Source organism: Arthrobacter sp. Soil_N43 (genome assembly GCF_057655195.1).
Window position 1 is genome coordinate 1 of the sequence record NZ_JBDGML010000089.1, and the last position, 22,322, is coordinate 22,322.

The 22,322-nt window shown below is 62.3% G+C and carries 22 protein-coding genes and 1 pseudogene; 15 read left to right on the forward strand and 8 right to left on the reverse strand.

Features of this window, described 5'->3' with window-relative positions; genetic code table 11:
• Positions 1-273: 273 nt before the first annotated feature.
• Positions 274-426: a hypothetical protein gene (locus AC3A3W_RS10255; RefSeq protein ID WP_487442479.1), complete on the forward strand. Its 153-nt coding sequence runs from the start codon at positions 274-276 to the stop codon at positions 424-426.
• A gap of 565 nt (positions 427-991) precedes the next feature.
• On the opposite strand, the gene AC3A3W_RS10260 is transcribed toward AC3A3W_RS10255, so the two are convergent.
• The 4 genes from AC3A3W_RS10260 to AC3A3W_RS10275 all read right to left on the reverse strand — a co-directional run bounded on the left by AC3A3W_RS10260 (position 992) and on the right by AC3A3W_RS10275 (position 3,278).
• Positions 992-1,324, reverse strand: a complete 333-nt coding sequence (locus AC3A3W_RS10260) for a DUF6510 family protein (protein WP_487442481.1) — start codon at positions 1,322-1,324, stop codon at positions 992-994.
• Positions 1,321-2,058, reverse strand: a complete 738-nt coding sequence (locus tag AC3A3W_RS10265; protein ID WP_487442482.1) for a ferredoxin reductase — start codon at positions 2,056-2,058, stop codon at positions 1,321-1,323. The genes AC3A3W_RS10260 and AC3A3W_RS10265 overlap by 4 nt, the downstream gene beginning before the upstream one ends.
• Positions 2,059-2,068: 10 nt before the next feature.
• Entirely contained in the window at positions 2,069-2,659 is a 591-nt protein-coding gene (locus AC3A3W_RS10270) for a molybdopterin-dependent oxidoreductase (protein WP_487442484.1), read from the reverse strand.
• A 409-nt stretch (positions 2,660-3,068) separates the two neighbouring features.
• On the reverse strand, positions 3,069-3,278 hold the full coding sequence (locus tag AC3A3W_RS10275; RefSeq protein WP_487442486.1) for a hypothetical protein: 210 nt from the start codon (positions 3,276-3,278) through the stop codon (positions 3,069-3,071).
• Positions 3,279-3,500: 222 nt separating this feature from the next.
• On the opposite strand from AC3A3W_RS10275, the gene AC3A3W_RS10280 reads away from it, so the two are divergent.
• The 4 genes from AC3A3W_RS10280 to AC3A3W_RS10295 all read left to right on the forward strand — a co-directional run bounded on the left by AC3A3W_RS10280 (position 3,501) and on the right by AC3A3W_RS10295 (position 8,380).
• Positions 3,501-3,743, forward strand: a complete 243-nt coding sequence (locus tag AC3A3W_RS10280; protein WP_487442512.1) for a rhodanese-like domain-containing protein — start codon at positions 3,501-3,503, stop codon at positions 3,741-3,743.
• Positions 3,668-3,847 carry a hypothetical protein gene (locus tag AC3A3W_RS10285; protein WP_487442516.1) on the forward strand — a complete coding sequence of 60 codons (180 nt, stop codon included), beginning with the start codon at positions 3,668-3,670 and terminating at the stop codon, positions 3,845-3,847. The genes AC3A3W_RS10280 and AC3A3W_RS10285 overlap by 76 nt, the downstream gene beginning before the upstream one ends.
• A 475-nt stretch (positions 3,848-4,322) precedes the next feature.
• On the forward strand, positions 4,323-5,120 hold the full coding sequence (locus AC3A3W_RS10290) for a 5'-nucleotidase, lipoprotein e(P4) family (RefSeq protein ID WP_487442488.1): 798 nt from the start codon (positions 4,323-4,325) through the stop codon (positions 5,118-5,120).
• 2,081 nt (positions 5,121-7,201) lie between these two features.
• Positions 7,202-8,380 carry a serine hydrolase domain-containing protein gene (locus AC3A3W_RS10295; RefSeq protein WP_487442490.1) on the forward strand — a complete coding sequence of 393 codons (1,179 nt, stop codon included), beginning with the start codon at positions 7,202-7,204 and terminating at the stop codon, positions 8,378-8,380.
• Positions 8,381-8,474: 94 nt separating this feature from the next.
• Here the strand turns inward: AC3A3W_RS10295 and AC3A3W_RS10300 are convergent, their stop codons facing one another.
• Genes AC3A3W_RS10300 through AC3A3W_RS10310 form a run of 3 tightly spaced genes read right to left on the reverse strand, consistent with a single transcriptional unit; the run spans position 8,475 to position 12,291 of the window.
• Positions 8,475-10,109, reverse strand: coding sequence for an amidohydrolase (locus AC3A3W_RS10300; protein ID WP_487442492.1), 1,635 nt, complete (start codon positions 10,107-10,109; stop codon positions 8,475-8,477).
• Positions 10,110-10,158: 49 nt separating this feature from the next.
• Positions 10,159-10,800, reverse strand: a complete 642-nt coding sequence (locus AC3A3W_RS10305) for a TetR/AcrR family transcriptional regulator (protein ID WP_487442494.1) — start codon at positions 10,798-10,800, stop codon at positions 10,159-10,161.
• Between the two features lie 15 nt (positions 10,801-10,815).
• Positions 10,816-12,291 (reverse strand): APC family permease, encoded by a 1,476-nt coding sequence (locus AC3A3W_RS10310; protein ID WP_487442495.1) that lies wholly within the window; start codon positions 12,289-12,291, stop codon positions 10,816-10,818.
• Positions 12,292-12,434: 143 nt separating this feature from the next.
• On the opposite strand from AC3A3W_RS10310, the gene AC3A3W_RS10315 reads away from it, so the two are divergent.
• The 8 genes and pseudogenes from AC3A3W_RS10315 to AC3A3W_RS10350 all read left to right on the forward strand — a co-directional run bounded on the left by AC3A3W_RS10315 (position 12,435) and on the right by AC3A3W_RS10350 (position 18,871).
• Positions 12,435-13,793, forward strand: coding sequence for an MFS transporter (locus AC3A3W_RS10315; RefSeq protein ID WP_487442497.1), 1,359 nt, complete (start codon positions 12,435-12,437; stop codon positions 13,791-13,793).
• Between the two features lie 32 nt (positions 13,794-13,825).
• Complete coding sequence (locus AC3A3W_RS10320; protein WP_487442498.1) at positions 13,826-14,638, forward strand: carbon-nitrogen family hydrolase; 813 nt, start codon at positions 13,826-13,828, stop codon at positions 14,636-14,638.
• Between the two features lie 16 nt (positions 14,639-14,654).
• Positions 14,655-15,026, forward strand: a pseudogene (locus tag AC3A3W_RS10325) (DUF2848 family protein); the annotation flags it as partial.
• A gap of 71 nt (positions 15,027-15,097) precedes the next feature.
• Complete coding sequence (locus AC3A3W_RS10330) at positions 15,098-15,337, forward strand: DUF2848 family protein (protein WP_487442500.1); 240 nt, start codon at positions 15,098-15,100, stop codon at positions 15,335-15,337.
• A complete protein-coding gene (locus AC3A3W_RS10335) occupies positions 15,334-16,800 on the forward strand; it encodes a 4-hydroxyphenylacetate 3-hydroxylase family protein (protein WP_487442502.1) in 1,467 nt (488 codons plus the stop codon). The genes AC3A3W_RS10330 and AC3A3W_RS10335 overlap by 4 nt, the downstream gene beginning before the upstream one ends.
• A 2-nt stretch (positions 16,801-16,802) precedes the next feature.
• Positions 16,803-17,159 (forward strand): cupin domain-containing protein, encoded by a 357-nt coding sequence (locus tag AC3A3W_RS10340; protein ID WP_487442504.1) that lies wholly within the window; start codon positions 16,803-16,805, stop codon positions 17,157-17,159.
• A 1-nt stretch (position 17,160) separates the two neighbouring features.
• The gene (locus AC3A3W_RS10345; protein WP_487442506.1) at positions 17,161-17,685 is read left to right on the forward strand and encodes a flavin reductase family protein; all 525 of its coding nucleotides are present in this window, start codon (positions 17,161-17,163) and stop codon (positions 17,683-17,685) included.
• Between the two features lie 229 nt (positions 17,686-17,914).
• Positions 17,915-18,871, forward strand: coding sequence for an AsnC family transcriptional regulator (locus AC3A3W_RS10350; RefSeq protein WP_487442508.1), 957 nt, complete (start codon positions 17,915-17,917; stop codon positions 18,869-18,871).
• On the opposite strand, the gene AC3A3W_RS10355 is transcribed toward AC3A3W_RS10350, so the two are convergent.
• Positions 18,852-20,333 carry an amidase family protein gene (locus AC3A3W_RS10355; protein ID WP_487442510.1) on the reverse strand — a complete coding sequence of 494 codons (1,482 nt, stop codon included), beginning with the start codon at positions 20,331-20,333 and terminating at the stop codon, positions 18,852-18,854. The two genes, AC3A3W_RS10350 and AC3A3W_RS10355, sit on opposite strands and share 20 nt — an antisense overlap.
• Before the next feature lie 351 nt (positions 20,334-20,684).
• On the opposite strand from AC3A3W_RS10355, the gene AC3A3W_RS10360 reads away from it, so the two are divergent.
• Positions 20,685-22,055 carry an MFS transporter gene (locus AC3A3W_RS10360; protein ID WP_487442511.1) on the forward strand — a complete coding sequence of 457 codons (1,371 nt, stop codon included), beginning with the start codon at positions 20,685-20,687 and terminating at the stop codon, positions 22,053-22,055.
• Between the two features lie 123 nt (positions 22,056-22,178).
• The coding region (locus tag AC3A3W_RS10365; protein WP_487442514.1) for a CoA transferase at positions 22,179-22,322 on the forward strand (144 nt) is incomplete at its 3' end.

The window sequence follows — 22,322 nt, forward strand, 5'->3', positions numbered from 1 at the left end:
GGGTTCGGCGTCTCACCGTTCGGTCATGCAGTCATCCAGCAGGCCGTCAATGAACAGCTATCAACGAAAAAACCCTCGATCCAAGGGAGAAGGGCGGGTGAGCATCATGGGGCCAGAACGTAGGCCAACATTGCCTCGCCGTCGTGGAGTACCGGACAGCCCGTCAGGGCCCGGCGGCACAAGTTTCCCTACCGGTTGGGCGCACGTCATGTCGCCCTCCCCCGCACCCACCATGAAGAAGAACAGCCAGCGAAGCCCACCAGGAGGAACCTGGTGAACACCCAACGATGCGATAAAGAAGCTCCCACCAAATTTTTCCCAGATCATGTTGGCCGGACCATGAGCGCCCATGAACTGGTATCGAACAACAACCCGTCCATCCAGGAAGGCAAGGAGGCAACTGGCCACACCACCGGCCAACAATGAAAAAGGCCCCCGAAGGGGCCCACAAGTGAACAAAATGTGCACACTCAGAGGCAAAAAAAGCCACTGACCTGCGGAAACACTGTGCCCGAGGTGGGACTCGAACCAGGCGCCAACCCTTGAAAAACCGTCCCTCCCCTGAAGACATAGCCAATCCGGCCCAGTCCGATGCCGGTACAACCGAATCCGAAGCCCAGGGTGTGCACATTGTGCACACCCGACTTTATTCCGTAGTTTCATGCACGACGAGGTGGAGTGCGGCAGTCCTTCGGGGCGTGGAGGCCGCGATTGTCGCCGTGCGCCATCATGCCACCGCGTGTCACTACGTTCCCTTGGCGCAGCCGGGAATCCGTCGTGTGACATTGGTACGGCGCTGATGTGCGGAGCATGCCGTTGGCTGAATTTGGGGAACGTCATCGAGTTGGGGCCTCCTTTGATCATCTCATGAGGGAAACGAAGGAAGATGGCATGAGCAGAACCCCGGCAATGTGGAGCCGGGGCACCACGAAGGTCCCGTCGACCGTCGGCGTTGCCAAGGGGTGCAGGAGGATTCACCCAGTGGCTTAGGCTACCCCTCGCGATCGATCTCCAGGTAGCTAAGACCGCTCAGGTCCAACCAATATCTGGTTGGTGTTTCCACGAATCTCAGCAGCACGCCCTGGCAGTCCCGGCAGCGCACCACGATACCGGGCGCGTCGGTGAAGACCATGGCCTCGCCGAAAGCCCTGACTGAGCCGCAATGCCTGCAGCGTCCGAGCGCCGCGATGATGTCGATGCGGAACACTTCGGACAGGGCGCCGGCCGTGGCGTTGCCGTCCACATATGGAATCGGGTCGTGGGCTGATGCTGCAATGTCCTGGTCTTCGGAGTCGGGGACAGCGAAGTCGTCGGCGCCGTTCACCGGATACCTCCCGTCCCGCCAAACCGTTCGGTCTTGATCGACTCCGGCGAGTAGCCGGCCATCACGAGCCAGTCCGCAACGGTCTCGACGAATATTGTTTGGCCGCAAATAAATACGTCCGGATTCTCCTCCGCTGGGAAGATCTTGCCCAAAAGGGTGTCCGCAGTAAGTCGCGCCGGCGCGACCGGCCAGTCTTCCGGCGTCGAGCGCGTATAGACGTAGTCGACCCTCAGCTTTGCCGATTCCTGGTCCAATTGACGCAGCTCGTCCCTGTAGAGCGCGGTCTCGGGGGACTTGAGGGAATAGAGCAGCCTGAACGGGGACGCGTTATCGGATGCGTGATGGGCGCGGATCATCGACATCAGCGGAACCACGCCTGACCCTCCCCCGATTAGCTGCACCCGGTTCATATTGCTGGGCCGCCAGACAAACCAGCCGCCCACCGGCCCCCGGAATTCCAATCGGTCCCCGACGGCCAGGTCCCGGACAAGATAGGGCGACACTTCGCCGTCGGGTATCTCGTCGACGGTGATTTCCAGATGCTCATCCGTGCTGGTGGATGCCACGGAGTAGGAGCGGATGGCGGTGTACCCGTCGTCGGCGGTGAGGCGGATGTCAATGTGCTGGCCGGCGAGATGTTCCATCAAACCGTCCACGCGCAGCCGAATGGTGCGGGCTGTGGCGTTTTCCTCGACCCCGCCAACCACTTCAGCGACATGCCACAGGGAGCTCACAGCCCATGCCTCACGAGTACCGCTCCTCGCGCCACGGATTGCCGTGGAGATGGTAGCCATTCGATTCCCAGAAACCGGGAACATCTTCCCGTGTCAGTTCCAAACCGTGGATCCATTTGGCGCTTTTCCAGAGATACAAATGCGGCACTAAGAGCCGTGCCGGACCGCCGTGGGCCCGTGCAAGTGGTTCGCCATCGAATTCCCACACCACCCATGCCTTGCCGCCCAGCAGGTCCCACAGCGGAACATTGGTTGTGTAGCCGCCGAAGGAATGCGCCGTGGCGAAGTCGCTGGTGGTTTCGACGTTTTCGAAGAGCGTGTCCAATGAAACTCCACGCCACTCTGTTCCCAGTTTTGACCAGCTCGTCACGCAGTGAATGTCTTGGGTAATTTTCTCCTGCGGCAAGGCCAAGAATTCATCCCAGGACCAAGAGAGCCGCCGGCCATCCTCCACGGCGATGAAGAGCTCCCATTCTAGGATGGGGATAAGCGGAGCGGGCCCAGCCGTAAGCACGGGAAAGTCCTGCGTTTCATGCTGCCCGGGGGGCAGGGCAGGATTCGCTGACCGCCGTCCCCGGAAGCCGGACGAAATGATACCCATGCTGCACCTCCGCGTGGAGCTCCACCCGGCCAACGACCTTTTATGCCCCAACCATAGGGCAACGTCTGGTCGTGGTCTAGGCACCAACCCGACTCAGCCAGGACACCGGGCAATAAGCTGACCACCAACTTGGACCCAACGCCAGTGGGTTGACGGATAGCCCGATGTCGGCGCGCTCACCTCGAGGTTATGCGCCTTCCGTGAGGAGGTCCGGGGTCGAGTGGAAGGAACAGATACGCCGCGATCCAACTCGGCACGCGAAGCGCCCCACCGGCATCCATGGGCGGCCGGACCGCGGGATCCCGCAAAGCTCCCGGCCAACGTCCCTAAGCCAAAACGAGGCAAACCCTTGAGACCCCGTCACTTATCGCATGTCGGCATCGGCTACACCGGCCAAGCGGCTAACGCGTCAGCAGGGTCTCCTCCCCAGATGGCCGAGCGCATCCGGGTTCCGCATGGCGAAGATCCGTGCGATCCTGCCGTCCTCCACGACCAGGCTGATGAGTGACGGACCGCCGGCTTCGTCATCGATCCGGATGCCTAGGCCGCCATTGAGCCAAAGCAGAGCGATTTTCGGGTTGAGCGCGGCCTCTGGGAAGGACAGCAGGAGATCTGTCACATTCTTCGCACCGTACACCGGCACCCTAACCGCCTGGGCGACGCCCCCGAGCCAACCAAAGGACACTCCAAATGAGGTGACGGCATCGTGAAATCAGGCGCCGTCACCCCATTGCCACATGAAACGAGACCGCCAATGACTAAGGAACGTGCAGCCGAGGGAACCGCGGACAGCACGGCTGAGGCATTCTTCCGCACCAAACTTAGGTTCGAAATTGACGTTATGGACGTTGCCGACGCCCCTAACGGCGCGCTTGTGCTTGTGGACACGCGGCGAAAGTCGTCCTGGGATCACGGGCACATTCCTGGCGCCCTGCACATACCCACTGCCGACATCCCATCTTTGGCTCCCGGATTAGTCCCTTTCCGGATGAGCGTGGTCGTTTACTCGTGGGGCCAAGCTGCAACGGCAGCACTCTCGCCGCCCTGGCCTTCGCCAAGATGGGCTATCCCGTGCGGGAATTGATCGGCGGCATCGAGTACTGGATCCGGAATGGGCTCCCCGTGGAAACCCCTCACGGGGTTGGCGCAGCCAACCCCGATGGCCTGGTTACAGTGCACACGCGGTAGCGGCCCACAACCAGAGTTGGCGTTGCTAGCTTTCTGCAACAACGCAGCCTGCAGTCGCTCCAAGGCAGAAGAGTGCATCGGTTGCCGGGGAGGCCCCATCAAATCCGCAGTTTCACATTACGCTTACTGTCGCTTGTCTCAATTTACCCTTGGCGTCGCTTCCTGCTGAGTCTGTCCGGCGGGCATTCTTTTGGATTGACGCGGGTATTGAACGGTTGTTCAACCTCCACTACTGTCCTCCATATGAGTTTGATCCTGATGCATGAGAAACCTGGAACAAGAAACAACTTGTGGCCACCCACTTTTTTCTGGCACAGGCGGACCCAGCTTGAGAATGCAGCTTCGCCGACCACCGCACAAACCTCGACACCACCCGGTGCCTGAAACAGGCCCGCGGCGCTCAGCACGCTCAGCCAAAAACGTCACAACATGCTTTTAACTGATCAAGTCCATCTACGGAACAAGGAGATTCACCTTGAAGAGATCCTTGAGCATTGCCTACACGAGCATCGCCATTGTGTCCATGCTGGCCGTCGCCGGCTGCGCGGCCACCGACCAGGGCGGTAAAAGCGCGGAGGAGGGCCCCAACTCCGATAACTGTGCGGTACAGGAGCACGCAATGGGTCTGCGCTGGCAGCAGCAAAGCGCGGAGGCACAGGCACTACAGTCACAGACCTATCGGATCGCCGGTGAGCGCCTCGAGGAGAAGGTCAAGCAAGCCAAGTCCGATGACCTCGCGATTATCACCGATCTGGACGAGACCGCGATCGACAACACCGAGCTGTTGGCCCGAGACATGACCGCCTGCCACGACTACAGTGTCTGGGATACTTGGGGCCAGTGGGAGCTCGAGGGGTCACCGTCGGCAATCCCGGGCGCCAAGGAGTTCTTCCACAATGCCGATGAGATGGGTGTCTCGATCTACTACCTCTCCGACCGGACCGAGGAGAACCTCGATGCCACCATCGCCTCGCTGAAGCGCCTGGGCTTCCCCCAAGTATCGAAGAACCAGGTAATGTTGCTAGGCCCGTCGAAGGAGGAGCGGCGCACCAAGATCCAGGAGGAACACGAGGTCATCCTGCAACTGGGCGATACACTACATGACTTCGCTGGGGATTATGCCAACGCCGATCTAGACCAGCAGCGGCAGTTCGTGGAAAAAGACGCTCAGCACTTCGGCGACGACTGGTTCATCCTGCCCAATCCCACGTACGGTTCCTGGGAGGATGCCGAGCTCGACCAATGGGACGCCAAGTTGGAAGTCGCTAAGTGATCGTACTGCCGGCATTCTCCCGGTCCTTGGCACTTTCAGTGAAGAGGGTGCACTCATAGGACGCATCATCGGTGAAAAAAAGCCCGGAGATTCCTCTCTACCCGCCGGACTCCGGGATGCATGAGTCACCCGCTAGAAGTGTTCCTCCACACAGAAGCGCGGGTACCAGCTCCGAGGCTGGTACCCGCGCTTCTTGATACAGCTGTCAGATATCAGCACAAAGACAATATTTTGTTCCTACAACCCCGGAACGGCAATCGCCGTCCTAGCGAACGAAGCCATGAGCAAGTGACGGTTGCGGTGTTAGTCGCGTTTCCGGAACGGCCCGCGGCACGCTAAGTCAAGGTGGACACTGCCAACCTGAAGCACACCCCAACCTGCGTCAGGCTGTCATTCAAATGCCGTCCGAATAGGGTCCAGAGGGCGTTCCTGCACTCCCTGGGCGACGAGTCTTAGTTCCGCCTGACTGACGATCGCCCGCGACAAGGTGTCTGCTGGCAGGCTGCCGTAATGTCCCGGTTCATGGTGCTACCCAGCAGCCTGGGACCGGGCGGGGGCCCGGTTCTTCGCATGGCGTTCCCGGGACTCAGGGCTAAGTCGCCCGCGTGTCCACACTTCATCGTAAGTTTGTCCACACGAATAGCCCGAAACGCCTCTGACCTGCGGCAACACTGTACAGGCTGGTGGGTTTCGATCGGCGCGGGGCATGGATGTCGCCAGAATGGGGCCCAGCAGGCCCGATCTTCCAGCTATTGGCACACAGGCCTCGTCAACCCGAGTGACGGCCCCCGACGGCACCATTGCCAACGACACCAGCACACTCCCCCGCACCCGGGATCCCCGCAGGTCATGTACCCCAGGAGGGCCGGACGCATGAACTGCCATCAGCAACAAAGTCAGCGGAAAGGAACACGATGCAAGCCGGACAGCTGGCCGTCCACCAAGTGTGGACAGTGTCAACACCCCCTTGGCCGGACAAACAGGCGTTGCGCGCACTCAACTGGTCCGCAGGGAGCAGCGATGCGCGGAGAAGCCAGGACGACAAACTGATGTCGTCAACCCAACCCTTAGCCATGAATGAGTGATGGCCTACCGGGGCCATCAGAACAAGCCAGAGAAGAGGACGGATAACCCCGAAATTCCAGCAGGCGGAGGGCCCACCAGCCAGGACCCTGACCCCGCCGCCCTTCACAGCGTGAGAGTCCCGCTCCATCGCAGGCCGTCATTCCGCCATGTGACACCACATTCCCGGACTCAGCTGCAACCCAACCCACGAAATAGCTCGAGCAGGATGTGGCGGAGCAAGCCAAAGCTGGGGACCATGAGCATCATAGCGTTGCGACCTCCTCGAAACATCTCATGGGCAGAGACAACAGAAGAGGCATGACCCGAAGCAAGCCCTATCGAGGACCGGACTGCCACAAGGCACCGCGCCTTCCAACAGAACGATGAAGCGCCGGTCATCGGCGTTCGAGAATGGGCGGGGAGTGACCGAAAAGGGGCTGCTCCTGGCCTCGGCCCGGATCGTTTCTTCGCCCCCAAGTGCTGGGATCAGAACTGTGCAGCTTGGGCCCGGTCGTTTAGAGCGAAGAGCTGAAGTTCCTGGCTACATCGCCTATCGCAGAATTGAAGCGTCGCTCAACCCACCCGAACCTCTTTCGCATGGTTCGGAGCCTGTCCTCGAAGGTCACCAGATTGATGTCCAGGATCATCACGTGTCCAATGAGCGTCTGGAGGCCGATAACGCTCCAGACCCTTCCAAGTTTGGCCTTGGCCTCTTTCGTACTGGCCCGTGTGAATCGACTCGGGGCTGGGTATGTCGCCGCAAAGTCGGCACCCGGACGTAACGAGTCGATGACATCGGCAGCAAACCAGCGCCCTATGCCTCTCCGGCGTCAACCTTTCAATCAATCTCACGCGCCTGCTGGCCGATTACCTTGCCGCCCCCAATTTGCCTTCCGGTTATGACCACTATGGGCGTACCCTTAAATGAATGTCGTTCGTTTTATGAGACTTGGGTTCAAGCCGCGCCGTCGTCGTTATCGATTGAGCCAGTCCGCCACATCCAGTGAAGGAAGATCATGGCAAGCATGAGTGCTGAGCGGAGCGAGGTTACTGTCGGGAACTGGCAGGAGCCGGGCAGTTTGGCGTGGTCCTTCCTGCACATGGACGAACTGTTTCCCGCAGCCCAGATCAAGGCCCGGGACTCCCCCGTCGCCGAACTGCTCGAAAGCCGGACAGATTTCCGCGGGCTCACGGTAGTGCTGCCGGACGGCTCAGGCGCTACGGTTGCCGAAATTCTGGCGACCACCAGCACGGACGCCTGGATGGTCCTGCGAGGCAATGAGGTGCTCGTCGAGGAGTATTTCGGCGACATGGGCCCTGGTGAGAGGCACCTGCTTATGTCCATCAGCAAGTCCATCGTTTCCACGGTGGTCGGTGCCCTGGTGGCTCAAGGAAAGATCGATGCCTCTGAAGGGGTAGACCACTACATCCCGGAACTGGGTGCGTGCGGCTATCGCGGCGCGACTGTACGGGACGTACTGGACATGCGCAGTGGCGTCAGGTTTTCCGAGGAGTATCTCGACCCTTTGTCCGAAGTGCGGCAACTGGACAAAGCCGTGGGCTGGGCGCCGCGCCGTGACGGCGAAGCGGCAACGCTCAAACAATTCCTGGTGACTTTGGAGCAGGAGCGCGAACACGGCGGTCATTTTGAATACCGCAGCTGCGAAACTGATGTCCTTGGCTGGCTGTGCGAGGCAGTGAGCGGCCGGAAGTTTGCCGATCTCGCCTCCGATATCCTCTGGTCACGGCTTGGCGCCCGCCATGACGCTTTCATCGCCGTCGACGCCGAGGGCACCGGAATGTTCGACGGCGGAATCTGCGCGTCGCTGGAGGACATGGCCCGCTTCGGAGCGATGATTCGCGACGGCGGGGTCTCATTGGGTGGCCAACGAATCCTGGAATCTGCGTGGGTTGATGACATCTTCGCCGGTGGGCAGGATTCCGGAGAGGCGTTCGCGGCAGGGAAGGAATCCGAGGTGATGCCTGGCGGGAAATATCGCAGCCAGTTCTGGTTCCTCTCCCACGATTGGGATACGGCCTACTGTCTGGGTATCCATGGGCAGATGGTTTACATCAACCGCAAAACAGGCGTGGTGGGGGTCAAATTCTCCTCCTCTGCACTACCTGTTGATCCGGTCGCCGGTCCTGCGGCAGCAGCGATGTTCGAGGCCATCAGCAGGGCCCTCGTCCGATGACTAATCCCGGGCAGTGCAGGAACAGCCTGAAGTGAGTGGGTAAGCTGGCGGGCGGCCCCGGGCCGCCCGCCTGGTACTGGATTGCCGAACCTGCTCAGGCCACGGACACCTGCTGGTCCACCACCACTTCGCCGTCCACCATCGTGAGGATTACCGGAGCGTGCGCAAACTCGTCCGGGTCCGCCGTCAGCGGGTTGCAGCCAAAAATGGTCAGATCGGCCCGTGCGCCGACTTCCAGCTCTCCGCCCTTCTCACCGACCGACTGCCAGTATTGGCTGGTGTAGCCTTCCAGGGCAGCGCGCGCGGAAAGTGCCTGTTTCGGCTGAACGGGTTCGATGTCGGGCCGGCGAGCTGGTCGGCGGGTCTGGGCGGCGGCAATGATCCCGCGAGGATCGAAAGGCGCGACGGGCCAGTCCGATCCAAGGGCAACCACGGCCCCGGCGTCCCGAAGATCGCGCGTCCGCCAGGCGTGGTTGGCCCGCTCCGTGCCCAGCCTGCGGGACCAGTTGTCGGTGTGGTCAGCCCGGCTATACAGGGTGCAGTGGGTGGGCTGCAGGCTCGTGGTGGCGCCGGCGTCGACTATGTCTTTCAGGACGGAGTCAGGAATGGACTCGACGTGCTCAATCCGGTGCACAGTCCCGTTCGGAGCCAAGGTTCCGATGGTCTTTGCCACGAAGGCCACGGCCTTGTCCCCGATGGCATGCGTCGCGGTGGGGACCCCGTTCTCGTGGAAAAACTTCATGGCGGCGGCGAGTTCCTCCGGCTGCCGCCACAGCGGATGCAGGGACTCCCCGTGGGTGTCAGCGTCAAACAGCCATGCGGTGCCGTTGTCGATAGTGCCGTCCATCATGAGTTTGATGCCATGGACATGCCAGCGACGCCCCCGCCGGCCCTGCAACGCCAGAATAGCGTCAAGGTCCTCCTGGGTAGCTCCCGGCATGATCCACGGCGAGACCCGCAATCGGATGGCGAGCTCACCACACTCTTCCAACGCCTCGAGCACGTCAAGGGAATCGGGGTGGCCAAGGTCCAGCATGTGGCCCGCAACCAGGCCGGTCTCCGCCATTGAATTCAGGAGCCGGTCAAGCTCCTCCACTCGCTGTTCAAACGACAGCTCCGGGAGGATGGCCCGGACCAGGTCCATCGCCGCCATCTCGTAGAGCATGCCGCTTGGCTCGCCGTCCAAGTCCACCCCGACATATCCGGAACCGTCCAACTGCTCCTGGCCGGTTACGCCCGTGAGCCTCATCCCGGCATCGGACACCATAGCTCCGTGCGCATCGAACAGGGTGATGAACACCAGCTCCTCATCCAGGATGCCCCGGAAAAGGTTGTTGCTGAAGTCCCCGTCGCCAAAGATCACCGGGTCGAGTCCCCAAGCGAAGAGCCAGTCCCTGCCGACGACGTGGTCCGTTGCTGCGGCGTAGTCCGCGAGGGCAGCACGGACGGCCTCAAATTCCGTGACCCCGCTCAGGTCCAGGCCACGGGCTACGCTCGCGCCAAGGATCGGGTGGATGTGTGCGTCGATCAGTCCCGGAGCGACGGTGGCGTCTCCGACGTCGATCACGCGGCCGGCGCGGGCCACCCAGTCCGCGGCGTCCCAGGAAGGCCCGACGGCGGCGATGCGGCCGCCGGCGACGGCCACGAATCCCGCTACTTCCTGGAGCTTCTTGCCATAGAGGATGCTGGACGAGAGGATGACGAAGTCGATGGGCTCCGGGGTGTTCAAGGCTGGCTCCTGCTGGGGTTGGCTGGATTGCGGCGACCCTTGGGAGAACTCAGGCGTCGCCGTCGATGGCCGTCCGCAATCCGGCCGACAGGACGTCGGCGAGGAACGCGAAGCGGTCCACTGGGCTGGTTGTTACGGCTTCCTGCGCCGCTGATAGGTGGGGGTAAGTCGGCCGGTCCTCCTCGGCGATGCTCCAGGCGGACTCCATGGTGATGGCATCGAGGCTCGCGCCGATAGCGGCGCTGTCCAGGGTCTCCAAAGTAGGGACGACAAGGTGCGCAGGCACGCCTGCAGCGATGAATACCTCTGCGAAACGGTCGTAGAGGGCGAGCGCCGCCGGATGCGATACCGGCTGGGTGAGCAGCTCCGGGAGAAGCGCAGGCACCTGGCTGTAGGCAATCCTGAGTGCCTCGAAAATCTGGCGGACGGCCGCATCCAGGTCGCCGGAAGGTAATCCGGGAATGCGGACCTTTTCCACCAGGGATCCCCGGGCGAGTTCGACAATTTCCTGGCGGCCTGTGACGTGCTTGTAGAACGAGGACTGCCGGACCCCGAGCCGTTCTGCGAGGCGGGGGATGGAGAGCCCTTCCTCCTTCTCGAACATCTCCAGCGCTGCACGTCCAATGGCCTTCCGGGAAAGCCTGGGCGTCAGCGGCCGCCCCATCCGGCTGGTTTTTTCGGGAGTCTGCATGTCTCAAGACTAGGCTCAACAATCCGCGTGACCGATTCGCTGGTAGGCGAGCGGATTCACCCGCCGCAACACCATGGCCAGGATGATTCCGGCGACGCATACCAGCGGGGCGGTGACCAGGAGGATGGTGTTGATGGGGTCCCCGTCAGGGAGGCCGGTGATTAACTCCGCGTTATCCATCATCAGGTAGGCCACCATGATCATGATCAGGCTGGCTGCCACGGCCGAGGGAATGACGTACCAGCGCAACCCGTTGTTCTTGCGCCGGGCAAAGAAGACCACCACGCCGACGCCGGTGAGCGCCTGCAGGAGCAGGATACCCACGACCCCTGGCGTGTTTGCCCAGATGAGGAACTGGGTGAACGGGTCGAGTTGGAGCAGGGCTGCCCCGGCCACGAGGACCAGTGAGAGCAGGGTCTGTTCAAAGCCGGCCGCGGACGGTGTGCCATGGCGGGGACTGATCCGGCCGGAGCGCTTCGGGAAGATGCCTTCGCGGCTCAAAGAAAGCGTGTACCGGTTGATGGTGTTGTGGAAGGACAGCTGGGAGGCGAAGATGCTGGTGACGATCAGGACGCTCATGAGGTTCACGCACCATTCACCGGCAAACGTTCCGGCCATGATGTACGCGGTGTCACCGGTGTCCAGGTGTCCGGCGGCGAAGGCCTGAATGGTGTTCGGTCCGAAAGCCTGGACAATCACCCACACTGCGAACGCGTAGAAGGCCCCGATGAAGGCAATGGAGATGTACGTGGCGCGGGGGACACTCCTGTCCGGGTCGCGGGCTTCTTCGCGGTAGAGAGCGCCGGATTCAAACCCCATGAAGGCGGAGAAGCCAAGGGCTATGACCGCGGCGAACTGCGGGGAAAAGATGGCGTCCGGGCTGAAGGATTCGAAGCCGATGCCTTCCGCCCCTCCTTGGGCCAGGACGTATGCGGCAACGAGGGCGACGATAGCGGTTTCGAGGGTGAGCAGAACAGCAAGGACTTTGGCGCCGACGTCGATTCCGCGCCAGCCCAGGTACCAGACGGCTCCGATCGCCACGACAGCGTACGCCCACCAGGGCAACTCAATGCCCGTGAGGGATTTCATCGCCAGATCCGCCTGGATGCCCAGCAGTCCGTAGAGGCCGATCTGGATGCCGTTGTAGCTCATCCAGGCGGTGAGTCCGGAGCCTAGTCCGATCACACGCCCCAGGGATTTGGCGATGTAGCCATAGAAGCCGCTGTAGGACTTTACGTGGCGGGTAAGCGCCATGAAGCCGATGGCGAAGAGGGAAAGGCCCAGGGCAGCGGCGATATAGATGACAGGGGCACCGACGCCGCCCACCGCAAGGGCGAGTGGTGCGATGCCTACCACGATGGTCAGCGGCGCTGCCGCTGACACCAACATGAACACAATGTCGCGGGTTCCTATTGCGTTCTTCTTCAATCCAGCCGCGGGGGCGGAATTTGTGGGCGGCACCGTTGCCGCCGCTTGATTAGTGAAAGCCATTCACTTATTGTTGACCTGGGTCACATGCCAAGTCAAGAGCGCAGCCTGTTCGACCCTCCCCACGAGCAGCCGAGACGTCGGCCCCTTACCTTCTGCGCAAGGTTGCGCAGAAGCGGACCCACCCATATACCCCAAGGATTCCCATGAGCAATGTCTCGCAACAGGAGCGGGTGGTGCGCAAGCACACCTCGCTTCCGGCAGTTGCTGCATCCAGCCTGGCCGGCACAGCAGTCGAGTGGTACGACTTTTTCCTCTACGGCACAGCAGCTGCCCTTGTTTTCAACAAACTGTTCTTTCCCAGTGCCGACCCCTTTGTGGGCACCATGCTGGCCCTGGGCACCTTCGCGGCGGGCTTTGTTGCCCGCCCGCTGGGTGCCATCGTCCTCGGGCACCTCGGCGACAAACACGGGCGCAAGTCCACGCTGGTGGCGAGCCTGCTCTTGATGGGCGTCGCCACCTCACTCATCGCCTTCATCCCGCCATACGCCTCCATTGGCATTGCCGCTCCCCTGATCCTCCTCTTTCTGCGCCTTGTGCAGGGTTTCGCGCTCGGCGGCGAATGGGGTGGAGCCGTCCTGCTTGTCTCCGAATACAGTGACCACAGCACCAAGCGCGCGTTCTGGGCTTCGTGGCCAAACGTTGGCCCTCCCTTGGGCAACCTCATGGCGGCCGGCGTCCTGGCTGTTCTGGCGGCCGCAATGCCGCAGGCGGAATTCCTGGCATGGGGCTGGCGCATCGCTTTCGGGCTCTCGGCGCTGCTCGTGATCATCGGGCTGGTCCTGCGGTTGTACGTTCAGGAGACGCCCCTCTTTTTGGCATCGCAGGCAAAGGCAGACGCCGACCATGCCAAGCAGGCCAAACTTCCCCTGGCTGCCCTGTTCCGCGGCCATTGGAAAGAGATCCTCATCGCCGCCGGAAGCCGGATGGGTGAGAACGCGGGCTTCTACATCTATTCGCTGTTCCTCATCACTTACGTCACGGAGATTCTGAAGCTGGACCGTCAGACCGGCCTCACCGCCGTTATGATCGGCCAGGGCGTCGCCGTCGTAGCGATTCCCCTCCTGGCAATCTTCGCGGACCGCATTGGACGCAAGCCCATGATGGTTGGCGCCTCCGTGGCCACGGCAGTCTGGGGTTTCGCATTCTTCGCCCTCCTGGACTCCCGCCAACCGGGTCTGATCATTCTGGCGGCCGTGGGTGGCCTGTTGATTTTCGCCGCCTACAGCTCGGTCATCGGAGCCTTCTTCTCCGAACTGTTCCCCACCAAGGTCCGCTACAGCGGAACGTCGGTGGCGTACAACGTGGCATCCCTGATCGCAGGCTCGCTCTCACCCATCATCGCCCTTGCCCTCTACCAGGCGTTCGGCTCGGGCCAGGCCATCGCGCTCTACCTGGTGGTCATGGGAGTCATCTCCATTGTCGCGGTTTCCTTCGCCAGGGAAACCAGGGACATCAGGCTCAGTGAGCTCGACGAGGTGCCCGGCACGAGGGCACAGCCATGACCGCCACAACCTCCACACATCAAGGAGCACCCATGGACCTTGCACTCGTCCAGCTGTCCAGCCCGGACGACGAAACCCAGAGCCAGCGCACCGATCGCGCAGAGGCACTGCTGCGCGAACAGCGCGGAGCAGACCTCATCGTCCTCCCGGAGCTCTGGAGCGCAGGCTACTTCCACTTCGGGCAGTACCCGGAACTCTCCGAGACCGTGAACGGGCCAACGGTGGCGATGTGCGCAGCCGTGGCAAAGGACCTCGGCGCCTACGTCCATGTGGGAAGCATCGTGGAACGGATCGACGGCCCAGCCACGGTCGGATCTCCCGCTTTCCGGAACACCTCGGTCCTGGTTGATCCCCAGGGCAACCTCGCCCACCGGTACTCCAAGCTCCACGTCTTCGGCTACAAGTCCCTTGAAGCGGACCTGTTGACGCCGGGAACCTCGCTGCCTGTCGCGGCAACACCCTTCGGACAGATGGCGGGAACCACCTGCTACGACCTGCGCTTTCCGGGCCTGTGGTCAGAGCTCAGCGTCCGTGGTGCCGAAATCGTCATCGTCCCTGCCGCTTGGCCGGCCGCTCGCCGGGAGCACTGGAAGCTCCTGACGTCCGCACGCGCCGTCGAGCACCAGGTCTTTGTCCTGGCCTGCAACGCAGCCGGCACCCAGGAAGGTGTGGAACTTGGCGGCACCAGCCGCGTCATAGACCCTTCGGGCCGCCTTGTGGCAGAAGCCGGAACCGGCGAAGAGGTCCTCCGTGCCAGCATCGACCCCGGCCTTGTCCAGGCCACCCGCAGCGAGTTCCCGGTCATCGCCGACCGGCTCGCAGACTACTCGGGCCTTGCCCGCTAACCAAGAAAGAAGATCCATGAAGACCAGCACGGAAACGCTGACGTTCAACGTCGCCGGCACCGGCGGGACGATCGAACTCACCGGATTCCACGCCGTCGTCGCCGGATACACCGGCCGTGACGCGGCAGCCGTCCAGCACCACATCGACGAACTTGCCGCCATCGGCGTTGCACCGCCGCCCGAGGTCCCGATGTTCTACGCCGTGGAGAGCAATACCGTCAGCTCCGCGGAGCAACTGACGGTGACCGGAGACAAGACATCCGGCGAGATCGAACCCCTCTACGTCCGGCACGGCGGACGCTACTACCTCGGCATCGCCTCGGACCACACGGACCGCCATATCGAAACCTTCGACATCGGTGATTCGAAGCGCGCCTGCCCTAAACCCGTGGCTGGGACCGTCATCCCCGTCGACAGCCTCCAGCGGCTCTCGCTCGATGACTGCCGGCGCGGAGCTGGGTGGACGGCCGCCTGTACCAGGACGGAACCCTGGACGGCCTGCGCACGCCGGTCAACGTCGTCGAACTTCTCCTGGAGCGGACCGCAATCGGGGGCGGTGATTTCGTCTGCCTCGGCGGCACCCTGCCCGTCATCGGCGGCGACTTCATCTACGGCCGGGAATGGCGGCTCGAACTCGCCTTCCCGGACGGCACCACCATCAACCACACGTACACCATCACGAAAGGACACCAGGCATGAGGACCGGAGACCAATACATCAAGACGCTCAACGACGGGCGCACCGTACTCATTGACGGCGAAGCGGTGGACAACGTCGCCGAACACCCCGCATTCCGCAACGTCACCCGCACCATCGCCGAGCTATACGACATCGCCGCGGACCCCGCCAACGGAATGCAGTACCACAGCGCAGAAATCAACGGCACCGCCAACCGCGTCTTCAGCATCCCCCGCACCGCAGAGGAGCTCAAGCTGCGCCGCCAGGCCGTTGAACGCTGGGCCAAGCACACTCACGGCTGGGTAGGCCGCAGCCCCGATCACGTGGGCACCTTCTTTGCTGCCTTCGGCGCTCACCCGGAGGTCTTTGAGGACTCAGAGCGCGATTTCGCCGGAAACATCCGACGCTTCTACGAGCGGATACTCGCCGAGAACCTCTACGTTTCCTACGCGATCATCCCGCCCCAGGTTTCCCGTTCGACGACGGCGTCCGGCTGGGAGGGCGACTTCCTGCAGGTGGGCGTCGTGACGGAAACGGAGGAGGGCCTGATCGTCCGCGGCTCGCAGATGCTGGCCACCGGCGGCGCTATCGCCGACGAAGTGTTCGTCACCTGCATCAAGCCGCTAGGCCCGGACGACGTTGACTTCGCCATCAGCTTTGCCCTGCCCGCCGCGACGGACGGCCTGAAGTTCCTCTGCCGCCGCCCGTTCGCCCCGGCGGCCACCAGTGAGTTCGACTATCCCCTGACCAGCCACTACGACGAACCGGATGCCTTGGTCATTTTCGAAGACGTCCTGGTCCCCTGGGACCGCGTTTTCATCGACCGCAACGTGGACACGATGCGCCGCCAGTTCTTCGACACCGGTGCCCATGCCCTGGGCAACTGGCAGGCCCAGACGCGCTTCACGACTAAGCTGCAATTCATCGCTGCCGTGGCTCGCAAAATCACCCAGGTCAACGGCACGGACAAGATTCCCGGCGTCCAGGAAAAGCTCGGTGAACTTGCGGCACTGGTCTCCTCGGTCGAATCCGCGCTGATCGCCGCCGAGTACACGGCTGCGACCGACTCCTCCGGGATGCTTGTCCCCGGCAAGCGTTCCCTCTACGGGGTCATGGGCCTGCAATCCGAAACGTACCCGCGCGTCATCGCCATCCTCCGCGACCTGGTGGGTGGCGGCGTCCTGCAGCTGCCCTCAAGCGTGGTGGACATGAAGAGCCCGGTGACGGCACCTGACGTGGAGCGCTACATCGTCTCCCCCGGTGTGACGAGCGAGGAACGCATCAAGCTCTTCCGCCTGGCCTGGGACATCATCGGTTCGGAATTCGCTGGCCGCCACCAGCAGTACGAACTCTTTTACGCCGGCGCCCCCTTCGTGGTGAAGGGTGCCTACACCTACCGAAACTATGGCTACGAAGCGCAGGTCGCGGAACTCGACGAGTTCCTGGCCAGCTACGGCGTTGACGGACGCCAGGAGGAGAACTAGAAATGGCAAAGCCCGAATTTGAATTCACTCCCACGTCTTCAGTGGAGTTCACGCCGTGCGTGCCGCACATCGAGGGTCTCTCCGAGGCAATCCTCGCCCGCAATGACTCGGATGACTCGGTCACCCGGATCCTCAAGTTCGAGCCAGGCACGGACACGTCCCCCAACGGCGCACTGGCCCATGACTTCTGGGAAGAGGTCTTTATCTTTGAAGGTTCCTTCGTGGACCAGCGCCTCGGCAGGACCTTCAAGGCCGGCGACTGGGCCACCCGCCCACCGGGCATGGAGCACGGCCCCTGGATATCCGAAGGCGGGGCCAAGATGTTTGAAGTCCGCTACTACCAGGACGGAAACAGCTGACATGGGCACCCCAGCAGTTTTCGCCATGCCCGATGGGCTGGCCATGCGCCGAACGATGGGCCGGTTCCTCACAGGTGTTGCCGTGGTGACCACGGAGCACGACGGCGAGCAGTACGGCATGACCATCAACTCGTTGACATCCATCAGCCTGGACCCGCCCATCCTGATGATCTCCCTGAACTTCAACACCCGTACCGGCGATGCCGTCCTCGCCAGCGGGAAATTCGCGGTCTCCATCCTGGGCGCCAAGCAGGAAGCCGTGGCACGCCAGTTCGCCCAGCGGGGCGGGGCCCGTTTCGAGACCGGGGACTTCGACAGGACCGAGCGCGGGCTGTCAGTGGTCAGCGGTGCGCTGTCCCAAGCAGACTGCAAAGTGGTCCATCAGTACGACATCGGTGATCACCAGGTGTTCTTTGGGCAGGTTGTGGCCTGCCGTGACCGTGACGGGGAGGGCCTGGCATTCAATGCCGGAAAGTTCGGATCATTCCGGGACTTCAACCACGACGCCATGCCCTGGACGTTCTAGGAACGGAACCATCGCCGTCACCGTTGCCCCTTCCCGGGCAGCGGTGACGGCAGGCTCTGAGGCACTGCCCGTCGTTGGCGTAGCCACTGGGCGGGCTTTGCCCAGCCCAGGTGAAGCGACAGTGCAGGCCGATAGCTGAGGGAGCCAGGCCGCCGCGGCAGGTGCTGGCCGTGACGTACTGGACTGCCTGTCCGTGGTGAAATTGAGCAGCGGAGTGGACGGAGTGTGCATGGTTTTGTTGGACGCGTTGGAGCGGCAGATCGTTGCTGCCCTGCAGCTTGATCCGCGCTGTCCCTGGCGCAAGATGGCGGCCGTACTTGGTGAAGCTGAGCGGACAGTGACGCGCCGGGGATCGCAGTTGTTGGAGTCGGGTGCCGTCGCGGTAGTTGGAGTTCGGCCCAGGGCCGCGGCGGTACTAGTGGAGATGCGATGTACGCCGGGAACTGTTCGGGCGGCGGCCCAGGCGCTCGCGCAACGGACCGATACCACTTTTGTGTACACCACAACCGGCACCGGCGACTGCGTTGCCGAAATCCTCACTGAACCAGCGTGCATGGGCGATGTACTGTCGGACGAGTTGCCGTCCACGATCGGTTTGCGGGATTCCACCAGCTACCCTGTGCTGCGGTATTTCCGGACCATCCGCGGCTGGCGGCCTGAGATTCTCAGTGCGGACCGTGCCGATGCCCTTCGCTCCGGGCTCTCGGCCGACGCGCTGATTCTCTCGGCCCGGCAGGAGCTGAACCGCCAGGACTTGGAGCTCGTAGAGGCATTGTGTTCCGACGGCCGGATGAGCTTCGAAGCACTGGGGCGCCGGGTGGGCGTCTCGGAAGCAACTGCCCGGCGACGCAGTGACTGGCTGCTCGCCAACAATCAGGTCCAGCTGAGGACCGTGGTCGAACCCGCGGCTTTCGGGCTCGCCGTCGAGGCCCTCCTTTGGATCCGCGCCGCGCCGCAACACGTCGAACAGCTCGGCAAGTCCCTGGCCGAGCTCCCCATGGTCCGCTACGCCGCGGCGATCGCGGGCGACTACCAGATCATCGCGGACGTCACGCTGGTCGATATGTCCTCCCTCTATCGTTTCATCACGAGCTCGGACTGGGCGGAGTATGCCTCGGAAGTGGATGTCTCTGTCCTGGTCGACGCCCGCAAGCGCGGCGGACGGTTTATGCGGACATCTGCGTGAATGCCGCTGGGCTGGCCACCGTGGTGATCGAACCAGCAGAGGCCCCCGTCTCGATAACAGGCGCGACGGCGGCGTACCGTGTTTGTTGCTCGAAGGCACGGCCCCAACGGAGCAACTGCATATCGGTGTAGTGGTTGCTGGCTAGCTGGAGTCCGATGGGCAGGCCCTCGGAACTGAAGCCGGCCGGAACGCTGAGAACGGGAAGACCAGTTGCCGATAAAAGGCAAGCCGAGCGCATCCAGTCCAGGTACGTCTCGGAAGCCACCCCGGACACGTCCAGGGGATACCGCAGTGTTGCGTCGAAGGGCAGGACCTGTGCGCAGGGGCTGGCAAAGAGGTCGTACCGGCCGAAGAAGTCCTGTACGCTCCTTTCGAGGCGGGTCCGGGCGGCCGCGGTCTCGATGAGGTCCCGGGCCGTCAGGGAGAATCCCTTGGCGACGTTCCAGTGCACCTCGGGCTTAATGACATCCCCGTTACGATCCAGGATCTGCCCCAGCCCGGCGGCGAAGTCCAACGCGCGCGTGTTGCCGAAGACCAGGTCAGCCTCAGTGAAATCCGGCGTTGCTTCCTCCACGATGGCTCCGAGGTCCTCGAAAACCGCCAGTTGTTGTTCGAGATGGTCCAGAATTTCCTGCTCCACTGGCACGCCGATACCAAAGTCGCGGGACCAGCCGATGCGCACACCGCGCATGTCGGTCTCCAGCCCGGACCGGAAGACCTGGGGGTCAAGCCCTTCCGGGTGTGGAACTCGAGGGTCCCTGCCGGAGGTGACGGCCATGAACAACGCGATGTCTTCAATACTGCGGGCCATGGGGCCGGTCCTTCCCAGCCATGCGTAAGCATTGTGGGCGGACGGCATAGGAATCACCGCTGTTGATGGCCTGAAGCCGACAATGTTGCAGAAGGATGCCGGGATGCGGAGGGAGCCGCCCATGTCGCTGCCGTCGCCGATGCTTTGGATCCGGGACGCTACGACGGCGGCCACCCCGCCGCTGCTCCCGCCCGCACTCAGCGTAGGAGCATACGGATTCACGGTAGTGCCGAAGAGGTCGTTGAAGGTGTGCGAGCCTGCACCGAATTCCGGGACATTGGATTTTCCTGTGGTGACCACGCCGGCCGTCTTCAGTCGCGCAACAATCAGGTCGTCGGCGTCGGGAACGAAGTCACGCAAAGCCAGCGAGCCTTGCGTGGTACGCATCCCGGCGGTGTTGTTGGTGTCCTTATGCGTCATGGGCAGGCCGTGGAGCGGTGGAAGGCCTTTGCCGGAAATGGTGAGCTGGTCGGCTTGGTACGCCCTCGCGTGCGCTCCCTCTGCATCGAGGGTGATAACGGCATTGATAACGGGGTTGACTTCGGCGATTCGTTCCAAGTGCACGGCCAGGGCTTCCCTAGCGGAGATCTTTTTCCCGCGGATGGCTGCGGTGAGTTCGACGGCGGACAACTCGCCAATGGTGTCAGGCATGGTGCTCCTTTGCTGGATGTTCATTGCCTAGAAGTGTGGGGCGTCACAGGGGCAGCATGGAAGCCAGCTCGGCTCAAAGCCGCCAACTGACTAATTCGGCCAAATATGTGGCCGATTCCGTCAAGGCTTTCAGGTGAGTGGCCGTATGAGGGATCGTGTTGCTAGCGGGTGGCCGATCGGGTCAACGAGAAGGATTCGTTCCGGTGCTGCAAGTATCCGCAACAACGTGGTTCGGAGGCGCCCTGGCAACGAGGCTTCAGCCGAAGCCACCCGCCCTGTCAGCCGCCGCCAGTTGCGTGCTTTACTCCCACCCCGCCAATCCCCAGCCCCAACTCGTGAAAGAGTCCGGAAATGACCTCTGCCAAAAGTTCCAATATCCAGCCGGGAAGCGGTGAGATCCCCTCATCACTTTTCAAGAAGCTGGCTTGGCGAATATTGCCGTTAGCAGCCATCTGCTACGCCGTGGCAATCATCGACCGCGTCAACATCGGTTTCGCCAAGCTGGAGATGAGCGCAGACATAGGACTGTCCGCTGCAGCGTACGGACTGGGTGCAGGAATCTTCTTTCTCGCTTACATCTTCTTTGAAGTCCCCAGCAACATGATCCTCGAACGTGTTGGGGCGAGAATCTGGATTTCCCGCATCATGGTGACCTGGGGCATCGTGACAATGGCCACCGCATTCGTCCAGAACGCTGAACAGTTCTACGGGGCCAGAATTCTCCTAGGGATCGCGGAAGCTGGTTTCTACCCCGGCATGGTCTTTTTCCTCTCGCAATGGTTCCCCCGCAAACGCCTCGCTCAGGCGCTGTCCCTGCTAGTGGTCGCGGGACCCATCGGAAGCATTTTCGTCGGCCCACTATCGGGTTGGACCATGTCAGGATTCGCAGGCATCGCCGAGCTCGCAGGGTGGCAATGGCTCTTCATCATCCAGGGCGCACCAGCAGTCCTTCTTGGCATCATATTTTACTTGGTGGTCTCGAACTCCCCCAAGGACGCCGGATGGCTTAGCACCGAGGAAAAGGCGTCCATCGCCACCGCGCTGGGCAATGCCGGGGACGTACGTGAGAAGGCTTCAAAACAGTTCAAAAATGCTATCTTGAACAAGTTCGTCTGGATTCTTGGCTTCGTTCTCGCCACGAACTATATGGGTGTCTACGCCGTGATCTTCTGGATCCCCACAATCGTGAAGAACACCGGCATCACTGATGTAGTGACAATCGGCTACCTGTCATCGATACCGCCTGCTGTCGCAGTTGTCGCCACCGTGGCTCTCGGCATTTACTGCGACCGCTCCCAAGCCCACCGAAAGATACTCGTGGCCGGCATGGTCGCAGCCGCAGCGGGCCTCGTTGCCAGCGTCACCCTCGGCAATCAGCTGGCCCCGACCCTCATTGGTATCTCGGTGGCCAGCGCCCTCTTCACAGCAACAGGGCCCGTCATCTGGGCCATCACAAACCTTCAGCTCAAGGGCATGGCGACCGCCGCCGCAGGCATCGCCCTGATCAACACAGTAGGATCGATGGGTTCTTTCCTGGGTCCTTACGTCATGGGACTGGGCCAGGATTGGACCGGGAGTGTCATTGCCCCGCTCCTCTTCATTGCCGCTATTTCGGTCATGGGAGCGCTGGTCGCCGCATTCATGCCCCGGGAACGGCCCGACATGGAAATTGAACCGAACCCGACCCATCAATCTCCGGTCACGGCCGGTTCGGATAGTTGAGCACTTCGAAGGGTAGGTCGAACGACGGAGGCACACGGCGAGCATCCCCGGGAGTTCTCATTCATACGCAGCCCGCCAGCATCTGCATCCACGCTTTGACAGGCAATATGAGGAAGATCGAACATGAGCACTGGTTCCACCCGCCGCATCGGAGGCCCGCTCTCGGGTTACCTTGTGGTGGACCTGAGCCGCGCCCTCGCAGGACCGCATGCCGGGATGATGCTGGCAGACCTCGGCGCCAGGGTCATTATGGTGGAAAGCCCGGGC

Excerpts from the sequence above, each read along its gene's own strand:
- AC3A3W_RS10320 (WP_487442498.1), top strand. The coding sequence starts at position 13,826 with ATGGACCTTGCACTCGTCCAGCTGTCCAGCCCGGACGACGAAACCCAG.
- AC3A3W_RS10345 (WP_487442506.1), top strand. The coding sequence starts at position 17,161 with ATGGGCACCCCAGCAGTTTTCGCCATGCCCGATGGGCTGGCCATGCGC.
- AC3A3W_RS10335 (WP_487442502.1), top strand. The coding sequence starts at position 15,334 with ATGAGGACCGGAGACCAATACATCAAGACGCTCAACGACGGGCGCACC.
- AC3A3W_RS10270 (WP_487442484.1), bottom strand. The coding sequence starts at position 2,659 with ATGGGTATCATTTCGTCCGGCTTCCGGGGACGGCGGTCAGCGAATCCT.
- AC3A3W_RS10350 (WP_487442508.1), top strand. The coding sequence starts at position 17,915 with ATGGTTTTGTTGGACGCGTTGGAGCGGCAGATCGTTGCTGCCCTGCAG.
- AC3A3W_RS10310 (WP_487442495.1), bottom strand. The coding sequence starts at position 12,291 with ATGGCTTTCACTAATCAAGCGGCGGCAACGGTGCCGCCCACAAATTCC.
- AC3A3W_RS10315 (WP_487442497.1), top strand. The coding sequence starts at position 12,435 with ATGAGCAATGTCTCGCAACAGGAGCGGGTGGTGCGCAAGCACACCTCG.
- AC3A3W_RS10295 (WP_487442490.1), top strand. The coding sequence starts at position 7,202 with ATGGCAAGCATGAGTGCTGAGCGGAGCGAGGTTACTGTCGGGAACTGG.
- AC3A3W_RS10305 (WP_487442494.1), bottom strand. The coding sequence starts at position 10,800 with ATGCAGACTCCCGAAAAAACCAGCCGGATGGGGCGGCCGCTGACGCCC.
- AC3A3W_RS10355 (WP_487442510.1), bottom strand. The coding sequence starts at position 20,333 with ATGCCTGACACCATTGGCGAGTTGTCCGCCGTCGAACTCACCGCAGCC.
- AC3A3W_RS10280 (WP_487442512.1), top strand. The coding sequence starts at position 3,501 with ATGGACGTTGCCGACGCCCCTAACGGCGCGCTTGTGCTTGTGGACACG.
- AC3A3W_RS10360 (WP_487442511.1), top strand. The coding sequence starts at position 20,685 with ATGACCTCTGCCAAAAGTTCCAATATCCAGCCGGGAAGCGGTGAGATC.
- AC3A3W_RS10340 (WP_487442504.1), top strand. The coding sequence starts at position 16,803 with ATGGCAAAGCCCGAATTTGAATTCACTCCCACGTCTTCAGTGGAGTTC.